We start from the raw sequence: 19,214 nt of genomic DNA, 5'->3' as shown, positions 1-19,214 counted from the left end.
GCGTGCATATGGAACTCAAGCTCCTGAACGAAAACGGTCAGCTCGGCGCCGGCGTTTCCGCCTCGCCCGAAGTGTTCGGTCGTGACTATAACGAAGCGCTGGTGCATCAGATCGTCGTGGCCTATCAGGCGAATGCCCGCAGCGGCAATCGCGCCCAGAAGGACCGCGAGCAGGTCAAGCACACCACGAAGAAGCCGTGGCGCCAGAAAGGTACGGGCCGTGCCCGTGCTGGTATGTCGTCCTCCCCGCTGTGGCGTGGGGGTGGTCGCACTTTCCCGAATTCTCCTGAAGAGAATTTCACCCAGAAGGTCAACAAGAAGATGTTCCGCGCCGGCATGCGCTCGATCTATTCGCAGCTCGCCCGCGAAGATCGCATCAATGTCGTCGAGACCTTCACGGTTGACGCGCCCAAGACCAAGCTGCTGGCTGACAAGTTCAAGTCGATGGGTCTGGACTCGGTGCTGATCATCACTGACAGCGTGGACGAAAATCTGTATCTCGCTTCGCGCAACCTGTCGCACGTCGCCGTGCTTGAGCCGCGCCATGTCGATCCGCTGTCGCTGGTGCACTACAAGAAAGTGCTGGTGACCAAGGGTGCAGTTGCGCAGATCGAGGAGTTGCTGAAATGACGCAAAAATCCAAGAACGATCATCGCCTGATGCAAGTGCTGCTGGCTCCGGTTGTGTCGGAAAAATCGACCTTCGTGGCAGACAAGTACGAGCAGGTCGTATTCGAAGTCGCGCGCGACGCCAACAAGCTAGAAGTGAAGGCCGCTGTCGAGCTGCTGTTCAAGGTTGAAGTCGAGTCCGTGCAAATTCTGAACCGCAAGGGCAAGCAAAAGCGCTTCGGCCGTTTCATGGGCCGCCGCAATCATGCCAAGAAGGCATACGTCTCGCTCAAGCCGGGTCAGGAAATCAATTTTGAAGCGGAGGCCGCGTAATCATGGCACTCGTCAAAACCAAACCGACGTCGCCGGGCCGCCGCTCGATGCTCAAGGTCGTGAATCGCGACCTGCACAAGGGCGCCCCGCACGCACCGCTGCTGGAAAAGCAAATCCAGAAGTCGGGCCGTAACAACAACGGTCACATCACGACACGTCACAAGGGCGGTGGTCACAAGCACCACTACCGTGTCGTCGACTTCAAGCGTAACGACAAGGACGGCGTGCCGGCCAAGATCGAACGCCTGGAATACGATCCGAACCGCAGCGCGAACATCGCTCTGATCCTGTTCGCCGACGGCGAGCGCCGTTACATCATTGCACCGAAGGGTGCGGTGGTCGGCCAGCAGATCGTCAATGGCGCAGAAGCACCGATCAAGTCGGGCAACAACCTGCCGATCCGCAACATTCCGGTCGGTACGACGATCCACTGCGTGGAAATGCTGCCGGGCAAGGGTGCGCAGATGGCGCGCGCTGCAGGCGGCTCCGCCGTGCTGCTGGCGCGTGAAGGCATCTACGCCCAGGTCCGTCTGCGCTCCGGCGAAGTGCGTCGCGTGCACATCGAGTGCCGCGCCACCATCGGTGAAGTCGGTAACGAAGAACACAGCCTGCGCGTGATCGGCAAGGCCGGTGCGAACCGCTGGCGCGGTATCCGCCCGACCGTCCGTGGCGTGGTCATGAACCCGATCGATCACCCGCACGGTGGTGGTGAAGGCAAGACCGCAGCTGGTCGCGATCCGGTGTCGCCGTGGGGTACCCCGACCAAGGGTTACCGCACCCGCCGCAACAAGCGTACGTCGAGCATGATTGTTCAACGTCGTCACAAGCGCTAATAGGCAGGAGTAGAACATGTCCCGTTCTGTCAAAAAAGGCCCGTTTTGCGACGCGCACCTGCTGAAGAAGGTGGAAGCGGCGCAGGCTGGCAAGGATAAGAAGCCCATCAAGACCTGGTCGCGTCGCTCGACCATTCTGCCGGACTTCATCAATCTGACGATCGCTGTACACAATGGCCGTCAACACGTGCCCGTGTACATCACTGAAAACATGGTTGGTCACAAGCTCGGTGAATTTGCGCTGACGCGCACGTTCAAGGGCCACGCGGCTGACAAGAAGGCAAAGAGGTAAGCACCATGGAAGTCAAAGCGATTCATCGCGGTGCCCGCATCTCCGCGCAAAAAGCCCGCCTCGTCGCGGACCAGATCCGCGGCCTGTCGATCGACCGCGCACTCAACCTGCTGACGTTCAGCCCGAAGAAGGCTGCAGTGATCGTCAAGAAGGTACTCGAGTCCGCGATCGCCAACGCCGAGCACAACGTCGGTGCCGATATCGACGAGCTGAAGGTCCAGACGATTTTTGTTGACAAGGCTGCTTCGCTCAAGCGTTTCACCGCGCGTGCGAAGGGTCGTGGCAACAAGATTGAGAAACAAACCAGTCACATCACTGTGATTCTGGGCAACTAAGGAGTCACGATGGGACAGAAGATTCATCCGACTGGCTTCCGTCTGGCCGTTCGCCGTAACTGGTCGTCGCGTTGGTACGCCAACAACACGAACTTTGCCGGCATGCTCAAGGAAGACATCGCGGTTCGCGCGTTCCTGAAGAAGAAGCTGAAGAACGCTTCGGTTGGCCGCGTCGTCATCGAGCGCCCCGCCAAGAACGCACGCATCACCATTTACAGCTCGCGTCCGGGCGTGGTGATCGGCAAGAAGGGCGAGGATATCGAATCCTTGAAGGTCGAGCTGCAGAAGCTGATGGGCGTGCCCGTGCACGTCAACATCGAGGAAATCCGCAAGCCGGAAACCGACGCGCAGCTGATCGCCGATTCGATCACGCAGCAGCTCGAGCGCCGTATCATGTTCCGCCGCGCCATGAAGCGCGCCATGCAGAACGCCATGCGCCTCGGTGCGCAAGGTATCAAGATCATGAGCGCCGGCCGTCTGAATGGTATCGAAATCGCCCGTACCGAATGGTATCGCGAAGGCCGCGTGCCTCTGCATACCCTGCGTGCGGATATCGACTACGGTACGTCGGAAGCTGAAACCACGTACGGCATCATCGGCGTGAAGGTGTGGGTCTACAAGGGTGATGCCCTGGGCCGCAACGAAGCGCCTGTGGTAGAAGAGCCGACCGAAGACCGCCGTGGCCGTCGCCCGGGTCGTCCGGGTGCGCCTCGCCGTGACGGTGATCGCCAGCCTGCCGGTGCCAAGCGTGTTCGCCGGGCGCCTGCCGCTGAAGCGAATACTGGAGAATAAACATGCTGCAACCTAAGCGCAGAAAGTATCGCAAGGAACAAAAAGGCCGTAACACCGGCGTGGCGACGCGCGGCAATGCGGTTTCGTTTGGCCTGTTCGGTCTGAAGGCAGTCGCTCGTGGCCGCCTGACCGCACGCCAGATCGAATCGGCACGTCGTGCCATGACCCGTCACATCAAGCGTGGCGGCCGTATCTGGATCCGTATCTTCCCGGACAAGCCGATTTCGACCAAGCCGGCAGAAGTGCGTATGGGTAACGGTAAGGGTAACCCTGAGTACTACGTGGCTGAGATTCAGCCGGGCAAGATGCTGTACGAAATGGATGGCGTGAGCGAAGAGCTGGCGCGCGAGGCATTCCGCCTGGCCGCTGCCAAGCTGCCGATCGCCACCAATTTCGTGGTGCGTCAGGTCGGAACGTAAGGAGATCATGATGAAAGCATCCGAACTTCGTGAAAAAGACGAAAAGGCGCTGCAGGAAGAGCGTTCGTCGCTCCTGAAGGCGCAGTTTGGCCTGCGTATGCAGAAGGCCACGCAGCAGTTGACCAACCATAGCCAGCTCAAGAAAGTGCGCCGCGACGTGGCGCGCGTCATGACTGTGCTGACTGAAAAAGCGAGCTCCAAATGACTGATACGACTGAAAAGCAAGCGTCGTTGAAGCGCACGCTGGTCGGCCGCGTCGTCAGCGACAAGATGGACAAGACGGTTACCGTCCTGATCGAAAAGCGCGTCAAGCACCCGCTGTACGGCAAGTACGTGCTGAGCAGCAAGAAGTACAAGGCACACGACGAAGCCAACCAGTACAAGGAAGGCGATAAGGTTGAGATCCAGGAAAGCCGTCCGATCTCGCGTTCCAAGTCGTGGGTCGTGTCGCGTCTGCTGGAAGCCGCACGCGTCATCTGATGTTGCGTTGCCACAGTGATGTGGCGCGGTACTTGCAGGACCAGGATTAGATGCTATAATCCTGGTCTTTCCGCTTCTCAGCGTCTGCCGTTCAGTAGGGCGGGCATGGGTGGCGCGGGTTGCCGGGCGCGTGTCCGGTGGCTACCGACTTTAAGTTAATCAACCCAATCGGTTGTCGGCGCAATGCCGGTGGCTGGCGGGACCAAGACTGGCCGGTGCGCATGTCGTGCACTGGGTTAAGTTGGGAAGAGGTCATCATGATTCAGACAGAAAGCCGGCTCGACGTAGCCGACAATACTGGTGCGCGCGAAGTGCTGTGCATCAAGGTCCTGGGCGGTTCCAAGCGCCGGACGGCCGGCATTGGCGACATCATCGTCGTGACGGTGAAGGACGCGGCTCCGCGTGGTCGTGTCAAGAAGGGTGATATTTACAAGGCAGTCATCGTGCGTACCGCCAGTGGCGTGCGCCGCGCTGATGGCTCCCTGGTCAAGTTCGACGGTAACGCCGTCGTGCTGCTGAACTCGAAACTTGAGCCGATCGGCACCCGTATCTTCGGGCCGGTGACTCGTGAACTCCGTACCGAGCGCTTCATGAAGATTGTGTCGCTCGCACCGGAAGTGCTGTAAACGGAGGCCGCATGAACAAGATTCGTAAGGGCGATGAAGTCATCGTCCGCACCGGCAAGGACAAGGGCAAGCGCGGCACTGTGCTCGGCGTGCTCGCCGACAAGGTGCTCGTCGAAGGCGTGAACGTTTCGAAGAAGCATGTTCGCCCGAATCCGATGCTCGGTACGACGGGTGGCGTGGTTGACAAGGTCATGCCCCTGCATATTTCCAATGTTGCACTCGTGGATGCCAATGGCAAGCCGTCGCGTGTGGCGATCAAGGTCGAGGACGGCAAGAAGGTGCGTGTCCTGAAGACGACCGGCGCCACGCTGGCTGCTTGATTCTGGGCGCGTAAGAGGAGTTGAGCATGACTGTGCGTCTGCAAGAGTTTTACAAAGAAAAAGTCGTAGCGGAACTGATGAAGCAGTTCGGCTACAAGTCCGTGATGGAAGTGCCACGCCTCACCAAGATCACCCTGAACATGGGTCTTGGTGAAGCCGTGAATGACAAGAAGGTCATCGAGCACGCCACGGGCGACCTGGCCAAGATCTCGGGCCAGAAGCCGGTTGTGACGAAGGCCCGCAAGGCCATCGCCGGTTTCAAGATTCGCCAGGGCTATCCGATCGGTACCATGGTGACCCTGCGCGGCGAGCGCATGTACGAATTCCTCGATCGTCTCGTGACCGTGGCCCTGCCGCGCGTGCGCGACTTTCGTGGCATGTCCGGCCGTGCGTTCGACGGCCGCGGCAACTACAACATCGGTGTGAAAGAGCAGATCATTTTCCCCGAGATCGAGTACGACAAGATCGACGCACTGCGTGGTCTGAACATCAGCATCACGACGACCGCGAAGACCGACGAGGAAGCCAAGGCGCTCCTCTCTGCCTTCAAGTTCCCGTTCCGCAATTAAGAGGTTTCCGTGGCTAAACTGGCAACGATTGAACGCGAAAAGAAGCGCGCCAAGCTCGTCGAGAAGTACAGCGAGAAGCGTGCGGCCCTCAAAGCCATTATCGACGACCAAAGCAAGTCGGAAGAAGAGCGTTACGAAGCGCGTCTGAAGCTGCAACAGCTTCCGCGCAACGCTAACCCGACGCGCCAACGCAACCGCTGCGCGCTGACCGGTCGTCCCCGCGGAACCTTCCGCAAGTTTGGCCTGGCGCGCACCAAGATCCGCGAGATCGCCTTCAAGGGCGAAATCCCGGGGCTGACCAAAGCCAGCTGGTAATCACGCACAGGCTTAAGGAGAAACAGAATGAGCATGAGCGATCCGATCGCCGATCTGCTGACCCGTATCCGCAACGCGCAAGCGGTGGATAAGGAGTCTGTGGTCATGCCCTCGTCGAAACTGAAGGTGGCCATCGCCAAGGTTCTAAAAGACGAAGGTTACGTTGAAGACTACGCTGTCACCGAAGCTGGTGGCAAGGCTGAGCTGAAGATCGTCCTGAAGTACTACTCGGGCCGTCCGGTCATCGAGCGCCTCGAGCGCGTATCGAAGCCGGGCCTGCGTGTGTACAAGGGCCGCAATGAAATCCCGCAGGTGATGAACGGCCTGGGCGTGGCGATCATCTCGACCCCGAAGGGTCTGATGACCGACCGCAAGGCGCGCGCGACCGGTCTCGGTGGCGAAGTCATCTGCTACGTCGCTTAAGGAGGGGAACCATGTCTCGCGTAGGTAAGGCTCCCATTGCTCTGCCCAAGGGCGTCGAAGTCAAGTTTGAAAACGGTGTGCTGACCGTCAAGGGTCCCCTGTCGACCCTGACCCTGCCGATTCATTCGCAGGTCAAGGTCAACGTGTCGGCTGAAGCCATCACGTTCGAGCCCGCCGACGAATCGCGTGAAGCGGGTGCCTTCCAGGGCACGATGCGCGCGCTCGTGGCCAACATGGTCAAGGGCGTGTCCGCCGGTTTCGAGCGCAAGCTCAACCTGGTGGGCGTGGGCTACCGCGTGTCCGCTGGCGGCAAGGATGCCGACGGCAAGGACACCATCAAGCTCCAGCTCGGTTTCTCGCACGACGTGATCTACTCCCTGCCAGCCGGTATCAAGGCCGAAACGCCTTCGCAGACCGAACTGCTGATCAAGGGGTCGGACAAACAAACGGTTGGTCAGGTGGCTGCTGAAATCCGCGGTTTCCGTCCGCCCGAGCCTTACAAGGGCAAGGGTGTGCGTTACTCGGACGAGAAGGTCATCCTGAAAGAAACCAAGAAGAAGTAAGGTGCAATGATGAACAAGCAAGAATCTCGTTTGCGCCGCGCACGTCAGGCCCGGCTGAAGATTGCGGAGCTCAAGACGCATCGCCTGACGGTGTTCCGCACCAACTCGCATATCTACGCACAGGTGTATTCGCCGTGCGGCACGCAAGTGCTGGCCTCCGCTTCGACGCTGGAAGCCGATCTGCGCAAGGAATTGAACGGCGCCGGCAGCAATGTCGCCGCGGCCACGCTCGTGGGCAAGCGCATCGCCGAGAAGGCGAAGGCTGCCGGCGTGGAAACAGTAGCATTCGACCGTGCGGGCTTCCGCTACCACGGCCGGGTTAAGGCGTTGGCTGACGCGGCTCGCGAAGCCGGTCTCAAGTTCTAACGCAGAGGATATTGTCATGGCAAAAATGCAAGCAAGAGTCCAGCAGGAAGAGCGCGACGACGGCCTCCGCGAAAAGATGATCGCGGTCAACCGCGTGACCAAGGTTGTGAAGGGCGGTCGTATCCTGGGCTTCGCTGCGCTGGTCGTGGTGGGTGATGGTGACGGCCGTATCGGCATGGGCAAGGGCAAAGCGAAGGAAGTTCCGGTCGCGGTCCAGAAGGCCATGGACGAAGCTCGTCGCAAGATGGAAAAAGTTTCGCTCCGCAACGGTACGCTGCAACACGAAGTCGTCGGTGTGCACGGCGCCTCCAAGGTGCTGATGATGCCGGCCAAGGAAGGTACCGGCGTGATCGCTGGTGGCCCGATGCGCGCCATCTTCGAAGTGATGGGCGTGACCAACGTGGTGACCAAGTCGCACGGCTCGACCAATCCGTACAACCTGGTGCGTGCCACCATCGACGGCCTGCGTAAGATGAGCACTCCGGCTGAGATCGCTGCGAAGCGTGGCAAGTCGGTCGAAGAAATTCTCGGCTAAAGCCGGACATCGAGGAAAACGAAATGTCCAAGAAAACCATCAAAGTGCAACTGGTTCGTGGCTTGATCGGCACGCGCCAGGACCACCGCGCGACCGTGCGTGGTCTGGGTCTGCGCCGGGTCAACTCGGTGTCCGAACTTGAAGATACGCCCGCAGTGCGCGGCATGATCAACAAGGTTTCGTACCTGGTCGCCGTCGTCGGCTAAGGAACGCGGAGAACAACATGCAATTGAACAATCTCAAGCCGGCAGAAGGCTCGAAGCACGCGAAGCGCCGCGTTGGCCGCGGTATCGGCTCCGGCCTGGGCAAGACTGCTGGTCGCGGCCACAAGGGTCAGAAGTCCCGTGCAGGCGGTTTCCACAAAGTTGGCTTCGAAGGCGGCCAGATGCCTCTGCATCGTCGTCTGCCCAAGCGTGGCTTCACCTCGCTGTCGAAGGAATTCACGGCTGAAGTGCGCCTGAGCGAACTGGAAAAGCTGGAAGCCACCGAAATCGATCTGCTGACGCTGAAGCAGGCCGGTATCGTGGGCGACTTGGTGCGTAGCGCCAAGGTCATCCTGTCTGGCGCGCTGACCCGCAAGGTGACCCTGAAGGGTCTGGGCGCGACGGCTGGTGCGAAAGCTGCGATCGAAGCCGCTGGCGGCTCGCTGGCTGCTTAATCCCGCTTAACGGCGCAAGTTCGGAGTCAAGTTTGGCCACGGCGAAACCCAACGCACTCGCGCAAGCCAAGAACACGGCCAAGTACGGCGATCTCCGCCGCCGGCTCGTGTTCCTGGTGCTGGCGCTTATCGTCTATCGCATCGGGGCGCATATTCCCGTGCCGGGCATCGATCCGGATCAGCTGGCACAGCTGTTCCAGTCGCAGTCTGGCGGCATCCTGGGGATGTTCAACCTGTTTTCGGGCGGCGCACTGTCGCGCTTCACGATCTTCGCGCTGGGGATCATGCCGTATATTTCGGCGTCGATCATCATGCAGTTGCTGGCCATCGTCGTGCCGCAACTGGAAGCGTTGAAGAAGGAAGGGCAGGCAGGGCAACGCAAGATCACGCAATACACGCGTTACGGCACCCTGGTGCTGGCGCTGTTCCAGGCGTTCGGTATTGCTGTCGCGCTCGAGTCGCAACCGGGACTGGTGCTCGATCCGGGCCTGATGTTCCGGATGACGGCGGTAGTGACGCTGGTGACCGGCACGATGTTCCTGATGTGGCTGGGTGAGCAGATCACCGAGCGTGGTCTGGGCAACGGCATCTCGCTGATCATCTTCGCCGGTATTGCCGCGGGCCTGCCCAACGCAATCGGTGGCCTGTTCGAGCTGGTGCGCACTGGCGCCATGAGCATCATCAGCGCGATCATCATCGTCGCAATCGTGATCGCCGTGACGTATCTGGTGGTGTTCATCGAGCGCGGCCAACGCCGCATTCTGGTGAACTACGCCAAGCGCCAGGTCGGTAACAAGGTATATGGTGGGCAGTCGTCGCACTTGCCGCTGAAGCTGAACATGGCCGGGGTGATTCCGCCGATCTTCGCATCGTCGATCATCCTGTTCCCGGCCACGATCGCGGGCTGGTTTGCCTCTGGCGATCAGGCATCGGGCGTGGGACGTTTCATTCGGGATCTGGCGGCAACGCTGGCTCCGGGGCAGCCGGTGTACATCATGCTGTATGCGGCCGCGATCATCTTCTTCTGTTTCTTCTATACCGCGCTGGTCTACAACAGCCGGGAAGTGGCAGATAACCTGAAGAAGAGCGGTGCATTTATCCCGGGTATCCGGCCGGGTGAGCAGACGACGCGGTATATCGACAAGATTCTGGTGCGCTTGACGCTGGCTGGTGCGATCTACATCACGCTCGTGTGTCTGCTGCCTGAGTTCCTGGTGCTGCGCTGGAATGTGCCGTTCTATTTTGGTGGTACGTCGCTACTGATCATTGTGGTCGTAACGATGGACTTCATGGCGCAGGTGCAGTCGTACGTGATGTCCCAGCAGTATGAGTCGCTGATGAAGAAGGCGAACTTCAAGGGTAATTTGACGGCCCGCTGAAAAGCGGAGCAGATGAGACCTGCGGAACAACAGAATGGCAAAAGACGACGTCATCCAGATGCAGGGTGAGGTACTGGAAAACCTCCCGAATGCGACGTTTCGAGTCAAGCTGGAAAACGGCCATGTTGTACTGGGCCACATCTCCGGCAAGATGCGGATGCACTATATTCGTATCTTGCCTGGCGACAAGGTGACAGTCGAACTGACACCGTACGATCTTTCGCGGGCGCGGATTGTTTTCCGCTCCAAGTAAGCGAAGGCGCGCGGAGTGGATTAGAGGAAGAGGAAAATCATGAAAGTGCTGGCTTCTGTTAAGCGCATTTGCCGCAATTGCAAAATTATCAAGCGTAACGGCGTTGTTCGCGTGATCTGCTCGTCGGATCCGCGTCACAAGCAGCGCCAAGGCTAATTCAGGCCATGACATACGGCATCAAAGAGGATTGACGAATGGCACGTATCGCAGGGGTCAACATCCCGAACCATCAGCACACCGAAATCGGCCTGACGGCGATTTACGGTCTCGGCCGCTCGCGCGCTCGCAAGATCTGCGCAGAGACCGGTGTTCCGTTCAACAAGAAGGTCAAGGACCTGACGGACGCGGATCTCGAGAAGCTGCGTGATGAAGTGGGCAAGTACGTCGTTGAGGGCGATCTGCGCCGTCAGACGACGATGGACATCAAGCGCCTGATGGATCTGGGCTGCTACCGTGGCGTCCGTCACCGCAAGGGTCTGCCGATGCGCGGTCAGCGCACCAAGACCAATGCACGCACCCGCAAGGGTCCGCGCAAGGCCGCTCAATCGCTGAAGAAGTAATCGTCCGGCCGGGCACAGCATAGACGCATAGGAACTGGAATGGCAAAAGCTCCAAACAATGCGGCGCAGCGCGCGCGCAAGAAGGTTAAGAAGAACATCGCGGACGGTATCGCTCACGTCCACGCATCGTTCAACAACACGATCGTGACCATCACCGACCGTCAGGGCAACGCCCTGTCGTGGGCGACGGCTGGCGGCCAAGGCTTCAAGGGCTCGCGGAAGTCGACGCCGTTCGCTGCTCAGGTCGCTGCCGAGCAGGCTGGTCGTGCCGCGATCGAACAAGGCATCAAGAACCTGGAAGTCCGTATCACGGGCCCGGGTCCGGGCCGTGAATCGACCGTTCGTGCACTGAACAACCTCGGCATCAAGATTGGTGTGATCGAGGACGTGACGCCGGTGCCGCACAACGGCTGCCGCCCGCCGAAGCGCCGTCGCATCTAAGCACTGCTTTGCGCAACCCTGGCTTGCTCCGGGTTGCATGAGTGCTATAATGAAACGTTAGCCTGCTGAATTTCGTTCAGCAGGTTTTCGTTTTCCATAAGCCCACCGTCTGGCGAACTGCTTTTCTGTAAAGCGCTTGCCGGACTCATGGCGCGTTGCCGCCATGATTGAACAGTAAGGACACAAAGTGGCACGTTATATCGGCCCGAAGGCCAAACTCTCCCGCCGTGAAGGCACAGACCTGTTCCTGAAGAGCGCCCGTCGCTCGCTCGCCGACAAGTGCAAGCTCGACAGCAAGCCGGGTCAGCATGGCCGCACCTCGGGTGCCCGTACCTCCGACTATGGCAACCAGCTGCGTGAAAAGCAGAAGGTCAAGCGTATCTACGGCGTGCTGGAGCGTCAGTTCCGCCGCTACTTTGCCGAGGCAGACCGCCGCAAGGGCAACACCGGCGAAAAGCTGCTGCAGCTGCTCGAATCGCGTCTCGACAACGTTGTGTATCGCATGGGCTTCGGCTCGACCCGTGCTGAAGCGCGTCAGCTCGTGTCGCACAAGGCCGTGACCGTCAATGGCATCGTGCTGAACATCCCGTCGGCTCAGATCAAGGCGGGCGATGTGGTCGCCGTGCGTGAAAAGTCGAAGGGCCAGGCCCGTATCGTCGATTCGCTGCAGCTGGCCGAGCAGAACGGCATGCCGAGCTGGGTAACCGTTGATTCCAAGAAAATGGAAGGCGTGTTCAAGCAAGCTCCGGATCGTGCCGATATTGCTGGCGACATCAACGAAAGCCTGATCGTCGAACTGTATTCGCGTTGATGCCATCGAGCCGCAAGAGGTCGCAGTCATGCGCCTCGCCCGGCTCCTGTCCATCTCGCTTCCTCCTTCCAGCCCGATGTGCCTGGTCACGTCGGGCTTATTTCCCGTCGCAGGACGGGAATTTCAGGTTCCAACCGTCAGCCTTATCGGTGTAACGAGCCGAGGGTATTGAAAAGGACTACCGATGACAGCACTCCTGAAGCCCAAAATTATTGCCGTCGAGTCGCTCGGCGAGCATCACGCCAAAGTCGTGATGGAGCCGTTCGAGCGCGGTTACGGCCACACGCTCGGCAATGCGCTGCGGCGTGTTCTGCTTTCCTCCATGAACGGCTTCGCTCCGACGGAAGTGACCATCGCTGGCGTCGTGCATGAGTATTCGACCATCGACGGCGTGCAGGAAGACGTCGTCAACCTGCTGCTGAACCTCAAGGGCGTGGTGTTCAAGCTCCACAACCGCGAAGAAGTCACCGTCTCGCTGCGCAAGGATGGCGAAGGCGTGGTGACGGCTGCCGATATCGAGCTGCCGCACGACGTCGAGATCATCAACCCGGATCACGTCATTGCCCACCTGTCCGCTGGCGGCAAGCTGGATATGCAGCTGAAGGTCGAGCAGGGCCGCGGCTACGTGCCGGGCAACGTGCGCAAGTTCGGCGACGAATCGGGCAAGGTGATTGGCCGTATCGTGCTGGACGCCTCGTTCTCGCCGGTGCGTCGCGTGTCGTACGCGGTGGAGTCGGCGCGTGTCGAACAGCGTACCGACCTCGACAAGCTGGTCATGAACATCGAAACCAACGGTGTGATTTCCCCGGAAGAAGCGATCCGCCAGTCGGCCCGCATCCTGGTTGATCAGCTGTCGGTGTTCGCTGCGCTCGAGGGCACCGAAACCGCTGGCGAAGCCGCGGCCAGCCGCGCGCCGCAGATTGATCCGATCCTGCTGCGTCCGGTTGATGATCTGGAGCTCACGGTCCGTTCGGCGAACTGCCTGAAGGCCGAGAACATCTACTACATCGGCGATCTGATCCAGCGCACCGAGAACGAGCTGCTGAAGACCCCGAACCTGGGTCGCAAGTCGCTCAACGAGATCAAGGAAGTCCTGGCTTCGCGCGGTCTCACACTCGGCATGAAGCTGGAAAACTGGCCGCCGGCAGGCCTGGAGAAGTAATTCGTCGCCGGGGAGTCCCCGAGACGATGCGTGGCCGGCCAGCGATGGCCGGCCGGTCAAGATACCGGCCCGCGTCATGTCCCTGTATGCCAGGGCATGTCGATAGAAGAGCTGGTCAAACACTTAATGTAAAGGAACTATCATGCGTCACCGTCATGGTTTGCGGAAACTGAACCGCACCTCGTCGCACCGCCTTGCGATGCTGCGCAACATGTCCAACTCGCTGCTGCGCCACGAGCTGATCAAGACCACCCTGCCGAAGGCCAAGGAGCTGCGCAAGGTTGTCGAGCCGCTCATCACGCTGAGCAAGAACGACACCGTTGCCAACCGGCGCCTCGCATTCAACCGCCTGCGCGACCGCGAAATGGTCACCAAGCTGTTCACCGAACTCGGCCCGCGCTTTGCGACCCGTCCGGGCGGCTACACCCGTATCCTGAAGTTTGGTTTCCGTGTGGGTGACAATGCGCCGATGGCGCTGGTCGAGCTGCTGGACCGTCCGGAAGTGGCGGATGAGCCGGCAGAAGTTGTCGAAGCATAATTCACGTATTCCTCGGGAAACCTCTCCGGAAGTTTCTCGGGAATATGGACCAGTGTGACGGGTGGGATGTCGCACTGGCGGGCACGCCGGTCACGGTTGCCCTACAATCAGGCCAAGCGATTCGCTTGGCCTTTTTTATTTGAGGGATTGCGCGATGGGTCGTCAGCATGAGGCACGGTCACCAGTGGGGCGCGCCACAGATGCCGATGCGGTCTGGGTTGTCTGCACGACCTTGCCCAGCGAGGCAGAAGCGCAGCGTCTGGCCCGCCTCATCCTGGAGGCTCGTGTCGCGGCATGCGTGAACTGCGGTGCGCCGAGCCGGTCCGAGTACTGGTGGGAAGATCGGCTGGAAACCGCGCAGGAGTGGCCGTTGATGATCAAGACCACGGCGGGCCGCTACGCCGCGCTCGAGACGCTGATCATGGCGCATCATCCCTACGATGTGCCGGAGATCCTGGCATTGCCAGTCGCTGCCGGCGCCGCCGCGTATCTGGACTGGGTGCGGGTCACCTGCGACCCGCATTCGGCTGGCGAGTGAGCCGGCCGGTTGATGCGCAATACGATGACGATAAGACGGGGGTGGGTGTGGTAGTCAAGATTCGGGCTTTTCTGGCGTGGTGCCTGCTGATGCTGGCATGTGCAGGGGGCGCGCAAGCCGCACAGGAGTTTCTGCCGCCGGAACAGGCCTTCAAGGCTTCGGTCAGCGTGCCGGATGCAAAGACTGTGGAAGTTTCCTTCGCGATCGCCCGCGGCTACTACATGTACCGCGAGCAGTTTGCGTTCACCGCGACCCCTGAGACCGTACGGCTCGGTACGCCGGTCTATCCGCCGGGCATCGTCAAGTATGACGAAACCTTCGCAAAGGATCTCGAGACGTACCACGACCAGGTTGCGATCCGTGTCCCTGTCGAGACGCCGGGCCAGCCTTTCACCTTGACGATCCGCTCGCAGGGGTGCGCCGACAAGGGCATCTGCTACCCACCGATGGATACATCCTATGCCATCCAGGATGGCAAGGCGACGCTCCTGGCCGAGCCGGCTATCTCCGGTACGACGGAGCCCCCGGGCGCGGCTCCAACCGCGTCTGTGGCCGGTGAAGACGAGACCAGCCGCATCGCCAGTGCGCTGGCAAGCCGCAATCTGCTGACCATCGCCGCGCTGTTCTTCGGCCTGGGCTTGCTGCTGACCTTTACGCCGTGTGTGCTGCCGATGGTGCCGATCCTGTCGTCCATCGTCGTTGGCGAGCACGTCTCGCGTGCGCGTGCGTTATGGGTGTCGCTGGCTTATGTGGCTGGCATGGCGGTGGTCTACACCGCGATCGGCGTCGCTGCCGGGCTGCTCGGCGAGGGCTTGTCGGCCACATTGCAGAAGCCATGGGTCATTGGTCTGTTCGCTGCGCTGATGGTGGCGCTGGCGCTGTCCATGTTTGGCCTCTATGAGCTGCAGCTGCCGGCACGCTGGCAGGCGGCATTGACGGCGGCATCGCAGCGCCAGTCCGGTGGACAATTGCTCGGCGCAGCGGGCATGGGGGCGTTGTCCGCGCTGATCGTCGGTCCGTGCGTCACCGCGCCGCTGGCCGGCGTGCTGGCGTATATCGCGCAGACCGGCGATGCAATCATCGGCGGAAGCGCACTGTTTGCCATGGCCCTCGGCATGGGCGTGCCGCTGGTCCTGGTCGGTGTTGGCGCGGGCAACCTGTTGCCGCGCGCCGGCCGCTGGATGGAGAACACCAAGCGCTTCTTTGGCTTTCTGCTGCTGGCCGTGGCCATCTGGATGGTGGCGCTGGTGGCGCCCGCCTGGGTCGGCATGATCGCCTGGGCGGCCTGGCTGCTGCTGGGTGCGACCTTCCTCGGCGCCTTCGATGCACTCGGCGAAGGCGCTGGCGGCATCCATCGGCTGGGCAAGGGGCTGGGCATCATCGCGGCTGTCTGCGGTGTATTGCTGCTTCTCGGATTGGCCTCGGGCGGACGCGACCCTTTGCAGCCGCTGGCGCATATCGGTGTGTCGCGGGCAGGAACACCAGTTCCGCATGGCGTGGTGTTCGAGCGTGTGCGGACGGTGGCTGAGCTGGAGGCGCGCGTTGCCGCCGCGAGCCGTGAAGGCCGCAGTGTGATGCTCGATTTCTATGCAGACTGGTGCATTAGCTGCAAGGAGATGGAGCGCTTTACCTTCGTCGATCCGCGCGTCCAGCAGGCGTTGTCCAATGTCGTGTTGCTGCAGGCTGATGTGACGAAGAATAATGCGGATGACAAAGCGCTGCTCAAGCGCTTCGAGCTGTTCGGCCCGCCAGGGATACTGTTCTTCGGCAAGGATGGCAAGGAGTTGCCGGTGCGCGTCATCGGCTTCCAGTCGGCCGACAAATTCGTGGAGAGCCTGACCCGTGCCGGGCTGATGCCAGGCGCCTGACCGGCGCGTTTGAGGGACGTCTGAGGGGCGACGGCGCGTATGCTAGTCGCGTGACAGGCGAGCGATGCTGAAGATGGCGCCGAGGACCACGATGACCGCGGCCATCAGACCCATGGCCCACCAGAATCCGTCGCCTTCTCCGATCCACGGCATGCGCACGAAATTCATGCCGAAGATGCCCGTGATCAGCGTCAATGGCATGAACAGTGCAGTGATCAGCGTCAGCAGCCGCATGGTCCGGTTGGTGCGGTGCGCCACCGCGGAAAAATGGATTTGCACCGCCGATTCGATGGAATCCTCGAGACGGCGCGCATGCGTCAGCACGCGCGACACGTGCTCCATGACGTCGTTGATGCGGACCAGCAGCGCGTCATCCGTGGCGTGCGGTGAAGGCGCTTCGTTGGTACGGCTGTAGGTGTTGTCGAGCAACGTGTCGCGGAACTCCTGCAACGCGTCGCGCTGTTCCTCGCAGAGGTGCTCAAGCTTGCGCAGCTGGATGCGCGCATCCAGCAACCCTTCCCATCCCGAAAAACCATAACGCGGATTCAGCAGCGCGCGCTGCCAGCGATCCAGCTGGCGCGTCAGCGGTGCGCGCAGTTCGAGATAGCGATCGACCATCGCATTCAGCAGTCGCAGCATCAGGTCTTCCGGCCGCGTTGGTGGGCGGATGCCGTGCACCACCGTGTGCGAGGCGGTCCGGCCATTGGGCGTGAATTCCAGCAGCCGGCGGCGGACCTGTTCCAGCGTGCGCGACTGGCCAGGGCGCACTGTGACGAGAACATGATCGAACACAAAGAACGCCACGGGCTGCGTATCGATTTTGGCGAGGGCCGGTACGAACCCGGCGCTCCGCCGCTGGCGTGGCGCCTGTAGGGCAGCGGCGTGCTCGGTCTCCGCCTGTACGATCTGGTCGGTCGTCTGCATGGTGAGCTTGCGGAAGATCACCATGTCGTAGACATTGGTCGTATCGAAATACGAGGGGTGCGCTGGATTGGTTGCATCCTGCAGGTGCAGGTCGAGAATGGTCGCGCCGGTCAGCGTCTGTATCGTCTTGCGCCAGCCGTCCGGGTCGCTCACCACTTCATCGAACTGGCTGTCGATCCAGACGAAATGTTCGCTGTCGGCAGGTGGGCCGTCCAGGAATGCGTGCGCTGCCTCGAGCGACTCGAGGGGCAGGGCACGGTCCGTGGCGAAGCCCGTCAGCAGCATGGCCCTTACTTGCGCAGCAGGCGCGCGGCATCGCGCGCGAAGTAGGTGAGAATGCCATCGGCGCCGGCGCGCTTGAATGCCAGCAGCGATTCCATCATCACTTTGTCGTGGTCGAGCCAGCCATTCTGCGCAGCGGCCTTGAGCATCGCGTACTCGCCGCTCACCTGGTAGGCGTAGGTGGGGAAGCGGAATTCATCCTTGACCCGGCGCACCACGTCGAGATACGGCATGCCCGGTTTCACCATCACCATGTCCGCGCCCTCGGCGATGTCGAGGCCCACTTCGCGCAGGGCCTCGTCGGTGTTGGACGGGTCCATCTGGTAGGTCATCTTGTTGCCCTTGCCGAGATTGGCGGCAGAGCCGACCGCGTCGCGGAACGGACCGTAGAAGGCCGACGCATACTTGGCGGAGTAGGCCATGATGCGTGTGTAGATATGGCCATGCGTCTCGAGCGCATGGCGTACCGCGCCGATGCGGCCATCCATCATGTCCGAGGGGGCGACGATGTCGACGCCGGCGGCGGCCTGTGTCAGCGCCTGCTGCACGAGAATGGCGACCGTTTCGTCGTTCAGCACGTAGCCGTCATCATCGAGTACGCCGTCCTGGCCATGGCTGGTATACGGGTCGAGCGCCACGTCGGTCATGATGCCGAGTTCGGGGAAGCGCGCCTTCAGTGCACGCACGACGCGCGGGATCAGGCCGTCAGGGTTGGCGGCTTCGATGCCGTCAGGGGTTTTCAGTGCCGGGTCGATGACCGGGAAAAGCGCCATCACCGGAATGCCGAGATTCACGCAGTCCTGCGCAACCTCCAGCAGCAGATCGAGAGAGACGCGCTCCACACCAGGCATCGAGCCCACGGCCTCGCGCTGCTGCTCGCCCTCGGTGACGAACACCGGGTAGATCAGGTCGTCGGTCGTCAGTTGGTGTTCACGCATCAGGCGGCGCGAAAAATCGTCGCGGCGCATGCGGCGGGGACGGGTTTCCGGGTACATCGACATCTCAGGTTCTCTCGTGTGACGGGTTGGGCGAAGCAGGGGGCGTCGTCGTGGCAGCATCCCCTTCCTTGCGAGCTTCTGGCAGGCCGAGCCAGCCGGCCAGCACCTGTTGCGCGGGCTCGATGCCCTTGCGCTTGAGGCTGGAAAAAAGCTGGGCGGTGAGCGGTGCGCCGTCCGGCGCCTGCTGCCGGTAGGCATCCAGGATCCGGCGCGCTTCGCGCAGCGCCTGCGCTGATTCGTTGCTGCTCAGTTTATCGGCTTTTGTCAGCAGCACGTGGATCGGTTTGCCCGTAGGCAGAAACCACTCCACCATCTGACAATCCAGGTCGGTGAACGGGCGGCGGGCGTCCATCATAATCACCAGGCCGGCGAGCTGGGCGCGTGTCGCGATGTAGTCGCCGAGCAGGCGTTCCCAGTGCGCCTTGGCCGCGCCGGGTACCTCGGCGTAGCCGTATCCTGGCAGGTCGACCAGGTAGCCGTAGGTGTGGTCGCGTTTGGCCGTGCCGACCTCGAAAAAGTTGATGTGCTGCGTGCGGCCCGGCGTTTTGCTCGAAAAGGCGAGCCGTTTCTGGTTGCACAGGATGTTGATGGCTGTCGATTTGCCGGCATTCGAGCGGCCGGCGAAGGCCACTTCTGGCACCGCGGTGGCGGGGAGGTCGCGCAGATGATTAACAGTGGTAAAGAAGCGGGCCTGATGAAGAAGCGACATGCGGAGCCATGAAAAGTGAGCGTGGCGGGACTGCCCGGAAGCGGTCTGGTCCCGTTGGGGAGGCACCTGCACCCCGGACGGGTAGGCTGGTGGCCTGCGCAGAGGATCAGGCGCGGCCTGGCAGCCTCAAAATGACAAGTTTTTTATTGTACAATACCGCGGTTAACGGATTCCCGTCCCCGCAGGCTGCGCGTGCCTTCCCGCGAACGCCCCGCCCATGTTTCATGCGTTGAGGGGCGGCGGTGCAAGGTTGGGATGTTTCCCCGGCACGCGAGGGAATCCGGT

At 61.2% G+C, this 19,214-nt stretch carries 32 protein-coding genes; 29 read left to right on the top strand and 3 right to left on the bottom strand.

The window, feature by feature from the left end; all coding sequences use genetic code 11:
• Window positions 1-8 precede the first annotated feature (8 nt).
• From rplD to dsbD, 29 genes are all read left to right on the top strand, one after another.
• Entirely contained in the window at window positions 9-629 is a 621-nt protein-coding gene (rplD, locus tag ACQ3C8_RS13725; RefSeq protein ID WP_009523909.1) for a 50S ribosomal protein L4, read from the top strand.
• Window positions 626-940 carry a 50S ribosomal protein L23 gene (gene rplW, locus ACQ3C8_RS13720; RefSeq protein WP_009523908.1) on the top strand — a complete coding sequence of 105 codons (315 nt, stop codon included), beginning with the start codon at window positions 626-628 and terminating at the stop codon, window positions 938-940. Before rplD ends, rplW begins: the two co-directional genes overlap by 4 nt.
• Window positions 941-942: 2 nt before the next feature.
• Window positions 943-1,773, top strand: a complete 831-nt coding sequence (rplB, locus tag ACQ3C8_RS13715) for a 50S ribosomal protein L2 (RefSeq protein ID WP_009523907.1) — start codon at window positions 943-945, stop codon at window positions 1,771-1,773.
• Window positions 1,774-1,789: 16 nt separating this feature from the next.
• Complete coding sequence (rpsS, locus tag ACQ3C8_RS13710) at window positions 1,790-2,065, top strand: 30S ribosomal protein S19 (protein ID WP_009523906.1); 276 nt, start codon at window positions 1,790-1,792, stop codon at window positions 2,063-2,065.
• A gap of 5 nt (window positions 2,066-2,070) precedes the next feature.
• Window positions 2,071-2,400, top strand: coding sequence for a 50S ribosomal protein L22 (gene rplV, locus ACQ3C8_RS13705; RefSeq protein ID WP_009523905.1), 330 nt, complete (start codon window positions 2,071-2,073; stop codon window positions 2,398-2,400).
• 9 nt (window positions 2,401-2,409) lie between these two features.
• Window positions 2,410-3,192 carry a 30S ribosomal protein S3 gene (rpsC, locus tag ACQ3C8_RS13700; RefSeq protein ID WP_009523904.1) on the top strand — a complete coding sequence of 261 codons (783 nt, stop codon included), beginning with the start codon at window positions 2,410-2,412 and terminating at the stop codon, window positions 3,190-3,192.
• A gap of 2 nt (window positions 3,193-3,194) precedes the next feature.
• On the top strand, window positions 3,195-3,611 hold the full coding sequence (gene rplP, locus ACQ3C8_RS13695) for a 50S ribosomal protein L16 (RefSeq protein ID WP_009523903.1): 417 nt from the start codon (window positions 3,195-3,197) through the stop codon (window positions 3,609-3,611).
• A 10-nt stretch (window positions 3,612-3,621) separates the two neighbouring features.
• Window positions 3,622-3,816, top strand: a complete 195-nt coding sequence (gene rpmC, locus ACQ3C8_RS13690; protein WP_009523902.1) for a 50S ribosomal protein L29 — start codon at window positions 3,622-3,624, stop codon at window positions 3,814-3,816.
• Window positions 3,813-4,091, top strand: coding sequence for a 30S ribosomal protein S17 (gene rpsQ, locus ACQ3C8_RS13685; protein WP_009523901.1), 279 nt, complete (start codon window positions 3,813-3,815; stop codon window positions 4,089-4,091). The genes rpmC and rpsQ overlap by 4 nt, the downstream gene beginning before the upstream one ends.
• 257 nt (window positions 4,092-4,348) lie before the next feature.
• A complete protein-coding gene (rplN, locus tag ACQ3C8_RS13680) occupies window positions 4,349-4,717 on the top strand; it encodes a 50S ribosomal protein L14 (protein ID WP_009523900.1) in 369 nt (122 codons plus the stop codon).
• Between the two features lie 11 nt (window positions 4,718-4,728).
• Complete coding sequence (gene rplX, locus ACQ3C8_RS13675) at window positions 4,729-5,037, top strand: 50S ribosomal protein L24 (RefSeq protein WP_009523899.1); 309 nt, start codon at window positions 4,729-4,731, stop codon at window positions 5,035-5,037.
• 26 nt (window positions 5,038-5,063) lie between these two features.
• Window positions 5,064-5,606, top strand: coding sequence for a 50S ribosomal protein L5 (gene rplE / locus ACQ3C8_RS13670; RefSeq protein WP_009523898.1), 543 nt, complete (start codon window positions 5,064-5,066; stop codon window positions 5,604-5,606).
• A 9-nt stretch (window positions 5,607-5,615) separates the two neighbouring features.
• A complete protein-coding gene (gene rpsN / locus ACQ3C8_RS13665; RefSeq protein ID WP_009523897.1) occupies window positions 5,616-5,921 on the top strand; it encodes a 30S ribosomal protein S14 in 306 nt (101 codons plus the stop codon).
• A 27-nt stretch (window positions 5,922-5,948) separates the two neighbouring features.
• Window positions 5,949-6,344, top strand: coding sequence for a 30S ribosomal protein S8 (gene rpsH, locus ACQ3C8_RS13660; protein ID WP_009523896.1), 396 nt, complete (start codon window positions 5,949-5,951; stop codon window positions 6,342-6,344).
• A gap of 11 nt (window positions 6,345-6,355) precedes the next feature.
• Window positions 6,356-6,907, top strand: a complete 552-nt coding sequence (gene rplF, locus ACQ3C8_RS13655; protein ID WP_009523895.1) for a 50S ribosomal protein L6 — start codon at window positions 6,356-6,358, stop codon at window positions 6,905-6,907.
• A gap of 9 nt (window positions 6,908-6,916) precedes the next feature.
• Entirely contained in the window at window positions 6,917-7,273 is a 357-nt protein-coding gene (rplR, locus tag ACQ3C8_RS13650; RefSeq protein WP_009523894.1) for a 50S ribosomal protein L18, read from the top strand.
• A gap of 16 nt (window positions 7,274-7,289) precedes the next feature.
• Window positions 7,290-7,808, top strand: a complete 519-nt coding sequence (rpsE, locus tag ACQ3C8_RS13645; protein WP_009523893.1) for a 30S ribosomal protein S5 — start codon at window positions 7,290-7,292, stop codon at window positions 7,806-7,808.
• 23 nt (window positions 7,809-7,831) lie between these two features.
• Window positions 7,832-8,014 (top strand): 50S ribosomal protein L30, encoded by a 183-nt coding sequence (gene rpmD / locus ACQ3C8_RS13640; RefSeq protein ID WP_009523892.1) that lies wholly within the window; start codon window positions 7,832-7,834, stop codon window positions 8,012-8,014.
• 17 nt (window positions 8,015-8,031) lie between these two features.
• Window positions 8,032-8,466, top strand: coding sequence for a 50S ribosomal protein L15 (rplO, locus tag ACQ3C8_RS13635; RefSeq protein ID WP_009523891.1), 435 nt, complete (start codon window positions 8,032-8,034; stop codon window positions 8,464-8,466).
• Between the two features lie 32 nt (window positions 8,467-8,498).
• Window positions 8,499-9,845: a preprotein translocase subunit SecY gene (gene secY, locus ACQ3C8_RS13630; RefSeq protein ID WP_009523890.1), complete on the top strand. Its 1,347-nt coding sequence runs from the start codon at window positions 8,499-8,501 to the stop codon at window positions 9,843-9,845.
• Window positions 9,846-9,879: 34 nt separating this feature from the next.
• A complete protein-coding gene (gene infA / locus ACQ3C8_RS13625) occupies window positions 9,880-10,098 on the top strand; it encodes a translation initiation factor IF-1 (protein WP_009523889.1) in 219 nt (72 codons plus the stop codon).
• 39 nt (window positions 10,099-10,137) lie between these two features.
• Window positions 10,138-10,254, top strand: coding sequence for a 50S ribosomal protein L36 (gene rpmJ / locus ACQ3C8_RS13620; protein ID WP_008642959.1), 117 nt, complete (start codon window positions 10,138-10,140; stop codon window positions 10,252-10,254).
• A 38-nt stretch (window positions 10,255-10,292) separates the two neighbouring features.
• Window positions 10,293-10,658, top strand: coding sequence for a 30S ribosomal protein S13 (rpsM, locus tag ACQ3C8_RS13615; RefSeq protein WP_009523888.1), 366 nt, complete (start codon window positions 10,293-10,295; stop codon window positions 10,656-10,658).
• 39 nt (window positions 10,659-10,697) lie between these two features.
• Window positions 10,698-11,099 (top strand): 30S ribosomal protein S11, encoded by a 402-nt coding sequence (gene rpsK / locus ACQ3C8_RS13610; RefSeq protein ID WP_009523887.1) that lies wholly within the window; start codon window positions 10,698-10,700, stop codon window positions 11,097-11,099.
• Between the two features lie 187 nt (window positions 11,100-11,286).
• Entirely contained in the window at window positions 11,287-11,910 is a 624-nt protein-coding gene (gene rpsD, locus ACQ3C8_RS13605; protein WP_009523886.1) for a 30S ribosomal protein S4, read from the top strand.
• Window positions 11,911-12,094: 184 nt separating this feature from the next.
• Window positions 12,095-13,072 (top strand): DNA-directed RNA polymerase subunit alpha, encoded by a 978-nt coding sequence (locus ACQ3C8_RS13600; protein WP_009523885.1) that lies wholly within the window; start codon window positions 12,095-12,097, stop codon window positions 13,070-13,072.
• A 142-nt stretch (window positions 13,073-13,214) separates the two neighbouring features.
• On the top strand, window positions 13,215-13,610 hold the full coding sequence (gene rplQ / locus ACQ3C8_RS13595; RefSeq protein WP_009523884.1) for a 50S ribosomal protein L17: 396 nt from the start codon (window positions 13,215-13,217) through the stop codon (window positions 13,608-13,610).
• Window positions 13,611-13,764: 154 nt separating this feature from the next.
• Window positions 13,765-14,148: a divalent-cation tolerance protein CutA gene (gene cutA, locus ACQ3C8_RS13590; RefSeq protein ID WP_428851852.1), complete on the top strand. Its 384-nt coding sequence runs from the start codon at window positions 13,765-13,767 to the stop codon at window positions 14,146-14,148.
• Between the two features lie 89 nt (window positions 14,149-14,237).
• Window positions 14,238-16,016 (top strand): protein-disulfide reductase DsbD, encoded by a 1,779-nt coding sequence (dsbD, locus tag ACQ3C8_RS13585; RefSeq protein WP_428853090.1) that lies wholly within the window; start codon window positions 14,238-14,240, stop codon window positions 16,014-16,016.
• Between the two features lie 42 nt (window positions 16,017-16,058).
• On the opposite strand, the gene ACQ3C8_RS13580 is transcribed toward dsbD, so the two are convergent.
• From ACQ3C8_RS13580 to yihA, 3 genes are read right to left on the bottom strand one after another with little or no spacing between them, the layout of a single operon-like run.
• Window positions 16,059-17,225 carry a magnesium transporter CorA family protein gene (locus tag ACQ3C8_RS13580; RefSeq protein WP_428851851.1) on the bottom strand — a complete coding sequence of 389 codons (1,167 nt, stop codon included), beginning with the start codon at window positions 17,223-17,225 and terminating at the stop codon, window positions 16,059-16,061.
• A gap of 5 nt (window positions 17,226-17,230) precedes the next feature.
• Window positions 17,231-18,223 (bottom strand): porphobilinogen synthase, encoded by a 993-nt coding sequence (gene hemB, locus ACQ3C8_RS13575; RefSeq protein WP_009523880.1) that lies wholly within the window; start codon window positions 18,221-18,223, stop codon window positions 17,231-17,233.
• A gap of 1 nt (window position 18,224) precedes the next feature.
• Window positions 18,225-18,929, bottom strand: coding sequence for a ribosome biogenesis GTP-binding protein YihA/YsxC (gene yihA / locus ACQ3C8_RS13570; RefSeq protein WP_428853089.1), 705 nt, complete (start codon window positions 18,927-18,929; stop codon window positions 18,225-18,227).
• Window positions 18,930-19,214 lie beyond the last annotated feature (285 nt).

The sequence above is a fragment of the Imbroritus primus genome, from assembly GCF_964332355.1.
GTDB classification, from domain to species: domain Bacteria; phylum Pseudomonadota; class Gammaproteobacteria; order Burkholderiales; family Burkholderiaceae; genus Imbroritus; species Imbroritus primus.
This window is presented reverse-complemented; position numbering and strand designations above follow the sequence as displayed.

Bases quoted from the DNA above. Each gene is read 5' to 3' on its own strand.
- rplD (WP_009523909.1), top strand. From the start codon at position 9: ATGGAACTCAAGCTCCTGAACGAAAACGGTCAGCTCGGCGCCGGCGTT.
- rplW (WP_009523908.1), top strand. From the start codon at position 626: ATGACGCAAAAATCCAAGAACGATCATCGCCTGATGCAAGTGCTGCTG.
- rplB (WP_009523907.1), top strand. From the start codon at position 943: ATGGCACTCGTCAAAACCAAACCGACGTCGCCGGGCCGCCGCTCGATG.
- rpsS (WP_009523906.1), top strand. From the start codon at position 1,790: ATGTCCCGTTCTGTCAAAAAAGGCCCGTTTTGCGACGCGCACCTGCTG.
- rplV (WP_009523905.1), top strand. From the start codon at position 2,071: ATGGAAGTCAAAGCGATTCATCGCGGTGCCCGCATCTCCGCGCAAAAA.
- rpsC (WP_009523904.1), top strand. From the start codon at position 2,410: ATGGGACAGAAGATTCATCCGACTGGCTTCCGTCTGGCCGTTCGCCGT.
- rplP (WP_009523903.1), top strand. From the start codon at position 3,195: ATGCTGCAACCTAAGCGCAGAAAGTATCGCAAGGAACAAAAAGGCCGT.
- rpmC (WP_009523902.1), top strand. From the start codon at position 3,622: ATGAAAGCATCCGAACTTCGTGAAAAAGACGAAAAGGCGCTGCAGGAA.
- rpsQ (WP_009523901.1), top strand. From the start codon at position 3,813: ATGACTGATACGACTGAAAAGCAAGCGTCGTTGAAGCGCACGCTGGTC.
- rplN (WP_009523900.1), top strand. From the start codon at position 4,349: ATGATTCAGACAGAAAGCCGGCTCGACGTAGCCGACAATACTGGTGCG.
- rplX (WP_009523899.1), top strand. From the start codon at position 4,729: ATGAACAAGATTCGTAAGGGCGATGAAGTCATCGTCCGCACCGGCAAG.
- rplE (WP_009523898.1), top strand. From the start codon at position 5,064: ATGACTGTGCGTCTGCAAGAGTTTTACAAAGAAAAAGTCGTAGCGGAA.
- rpsH (WP_009523896.1), top strand. From the start codon at position 5,949: ATGAGCATGAGCGATCCGATCGCCGATCTGCTGACCCGTATCCGCAAC.
- rplF (WP_009523895.1), top strand. From the start codon at position 6,356: ATGTCTCGCGTAGGTAAGGCTCCCATTGCTCTGCCCAAGGGCGTCGAA.
- rplR (WP_009523894.1), top strand. From the start codon at position 6,917: ATGAACAAGCAAGAATCTCGTTTGCGCCGCGCACGTCAGGCCCGGCTG.
- rpsE (WP_009523893.1), top strand. From the start codon at position 7,290: ATGGCAAAAATGCAAGCAAGAGTCCAGCAGGAAGAGCGCGACGACGGC.
- rpmD (WP_009523892.1), top strand. From the start codon at position 7,832: ATGTCCAAGAAAACCATCAAAGTGCAACTGGTTCGTGGCTTGATCGGC.
- rplO (WP_009523891.1), top strand. From the start codon at position 8,032: ATGCAATTGAACAATCTCAAGCCGGCAGAAGGCTCGAAGCACGCGAAG.
- infA (WP_009523889.1), top strand. From the start codon at position 9,880: ATGGCAAAAGACGACGTCATCCAGATGCAGGGTGAGGTACTGGAAAAC.
- rpmJ (WP_008642959.1), top strand. From the start codon at position 10,138: ATGAAAGTGCTGGCTTCTGTTAAGCGCATTTGCCGCAATTGCAAAATT.
- rpsM (WP_009523888.1), top strand. From the start codon at position 10,293: ATGGCACGTATCGCAGGGGTCAACATCCCGAACCATCAGCACACCGAA.
- rpsK (WP_009523887.1), top strand. From the start codon at position 10,698: ATGGCAAAAGCTCCAAACAATGCGGCGCAGCGCGCGCGCAAGAAGGTT.
- ACQ3C8_RS13600 (WP_009523885.1), top strand. From the start codon at position 12,095: ATGACAGCACTCCTGAAGCCCAAAATTATTGCCGTCGAGTCGCTCGGC.
- rplQ (WP_009523884.1), top strand. From the start codon at position 13,215: ATGCGTCACCGTCATGGTTTGCGGAAACTGAACCGCACCTCGTCGCAC.
- cutA (WP_428851852.1), top strand. From the start codon at position 13,765: ATGGGTCGTCAGCATGAGGCACGGTCACCAGTGGGGCGCGCCACAGAT.
- dsbD (WP_428853090.1), top strand. From the start codon at position 14,238: ATGCTGGCATGTGCAGGGGGCGCGCAAGCCGCACAGGAGTTTCTGCCG.
- ACQ3C8_RS13580 (WP_428851851.1), bottom strand. From the start codon at position 17,225: ATGCTGCTGACGGGCTTCGCCACGGACCGTGCCCTGCCCCTCGAGTCG.
- hemB (WP_009523880.1), bottom strand. From the start codon at position 18,223: ATGTCGATGTACCCGGAAACCCGTCCCCGCCGCATGCGCCGCGACGAT.
- yihA (WP_428853089.1), bottom strand. From the start codon at position 18,929: ATGTCGCTTCTTCATCAGGCCCGCTTCTTTACCACTGTTAATCATCTG.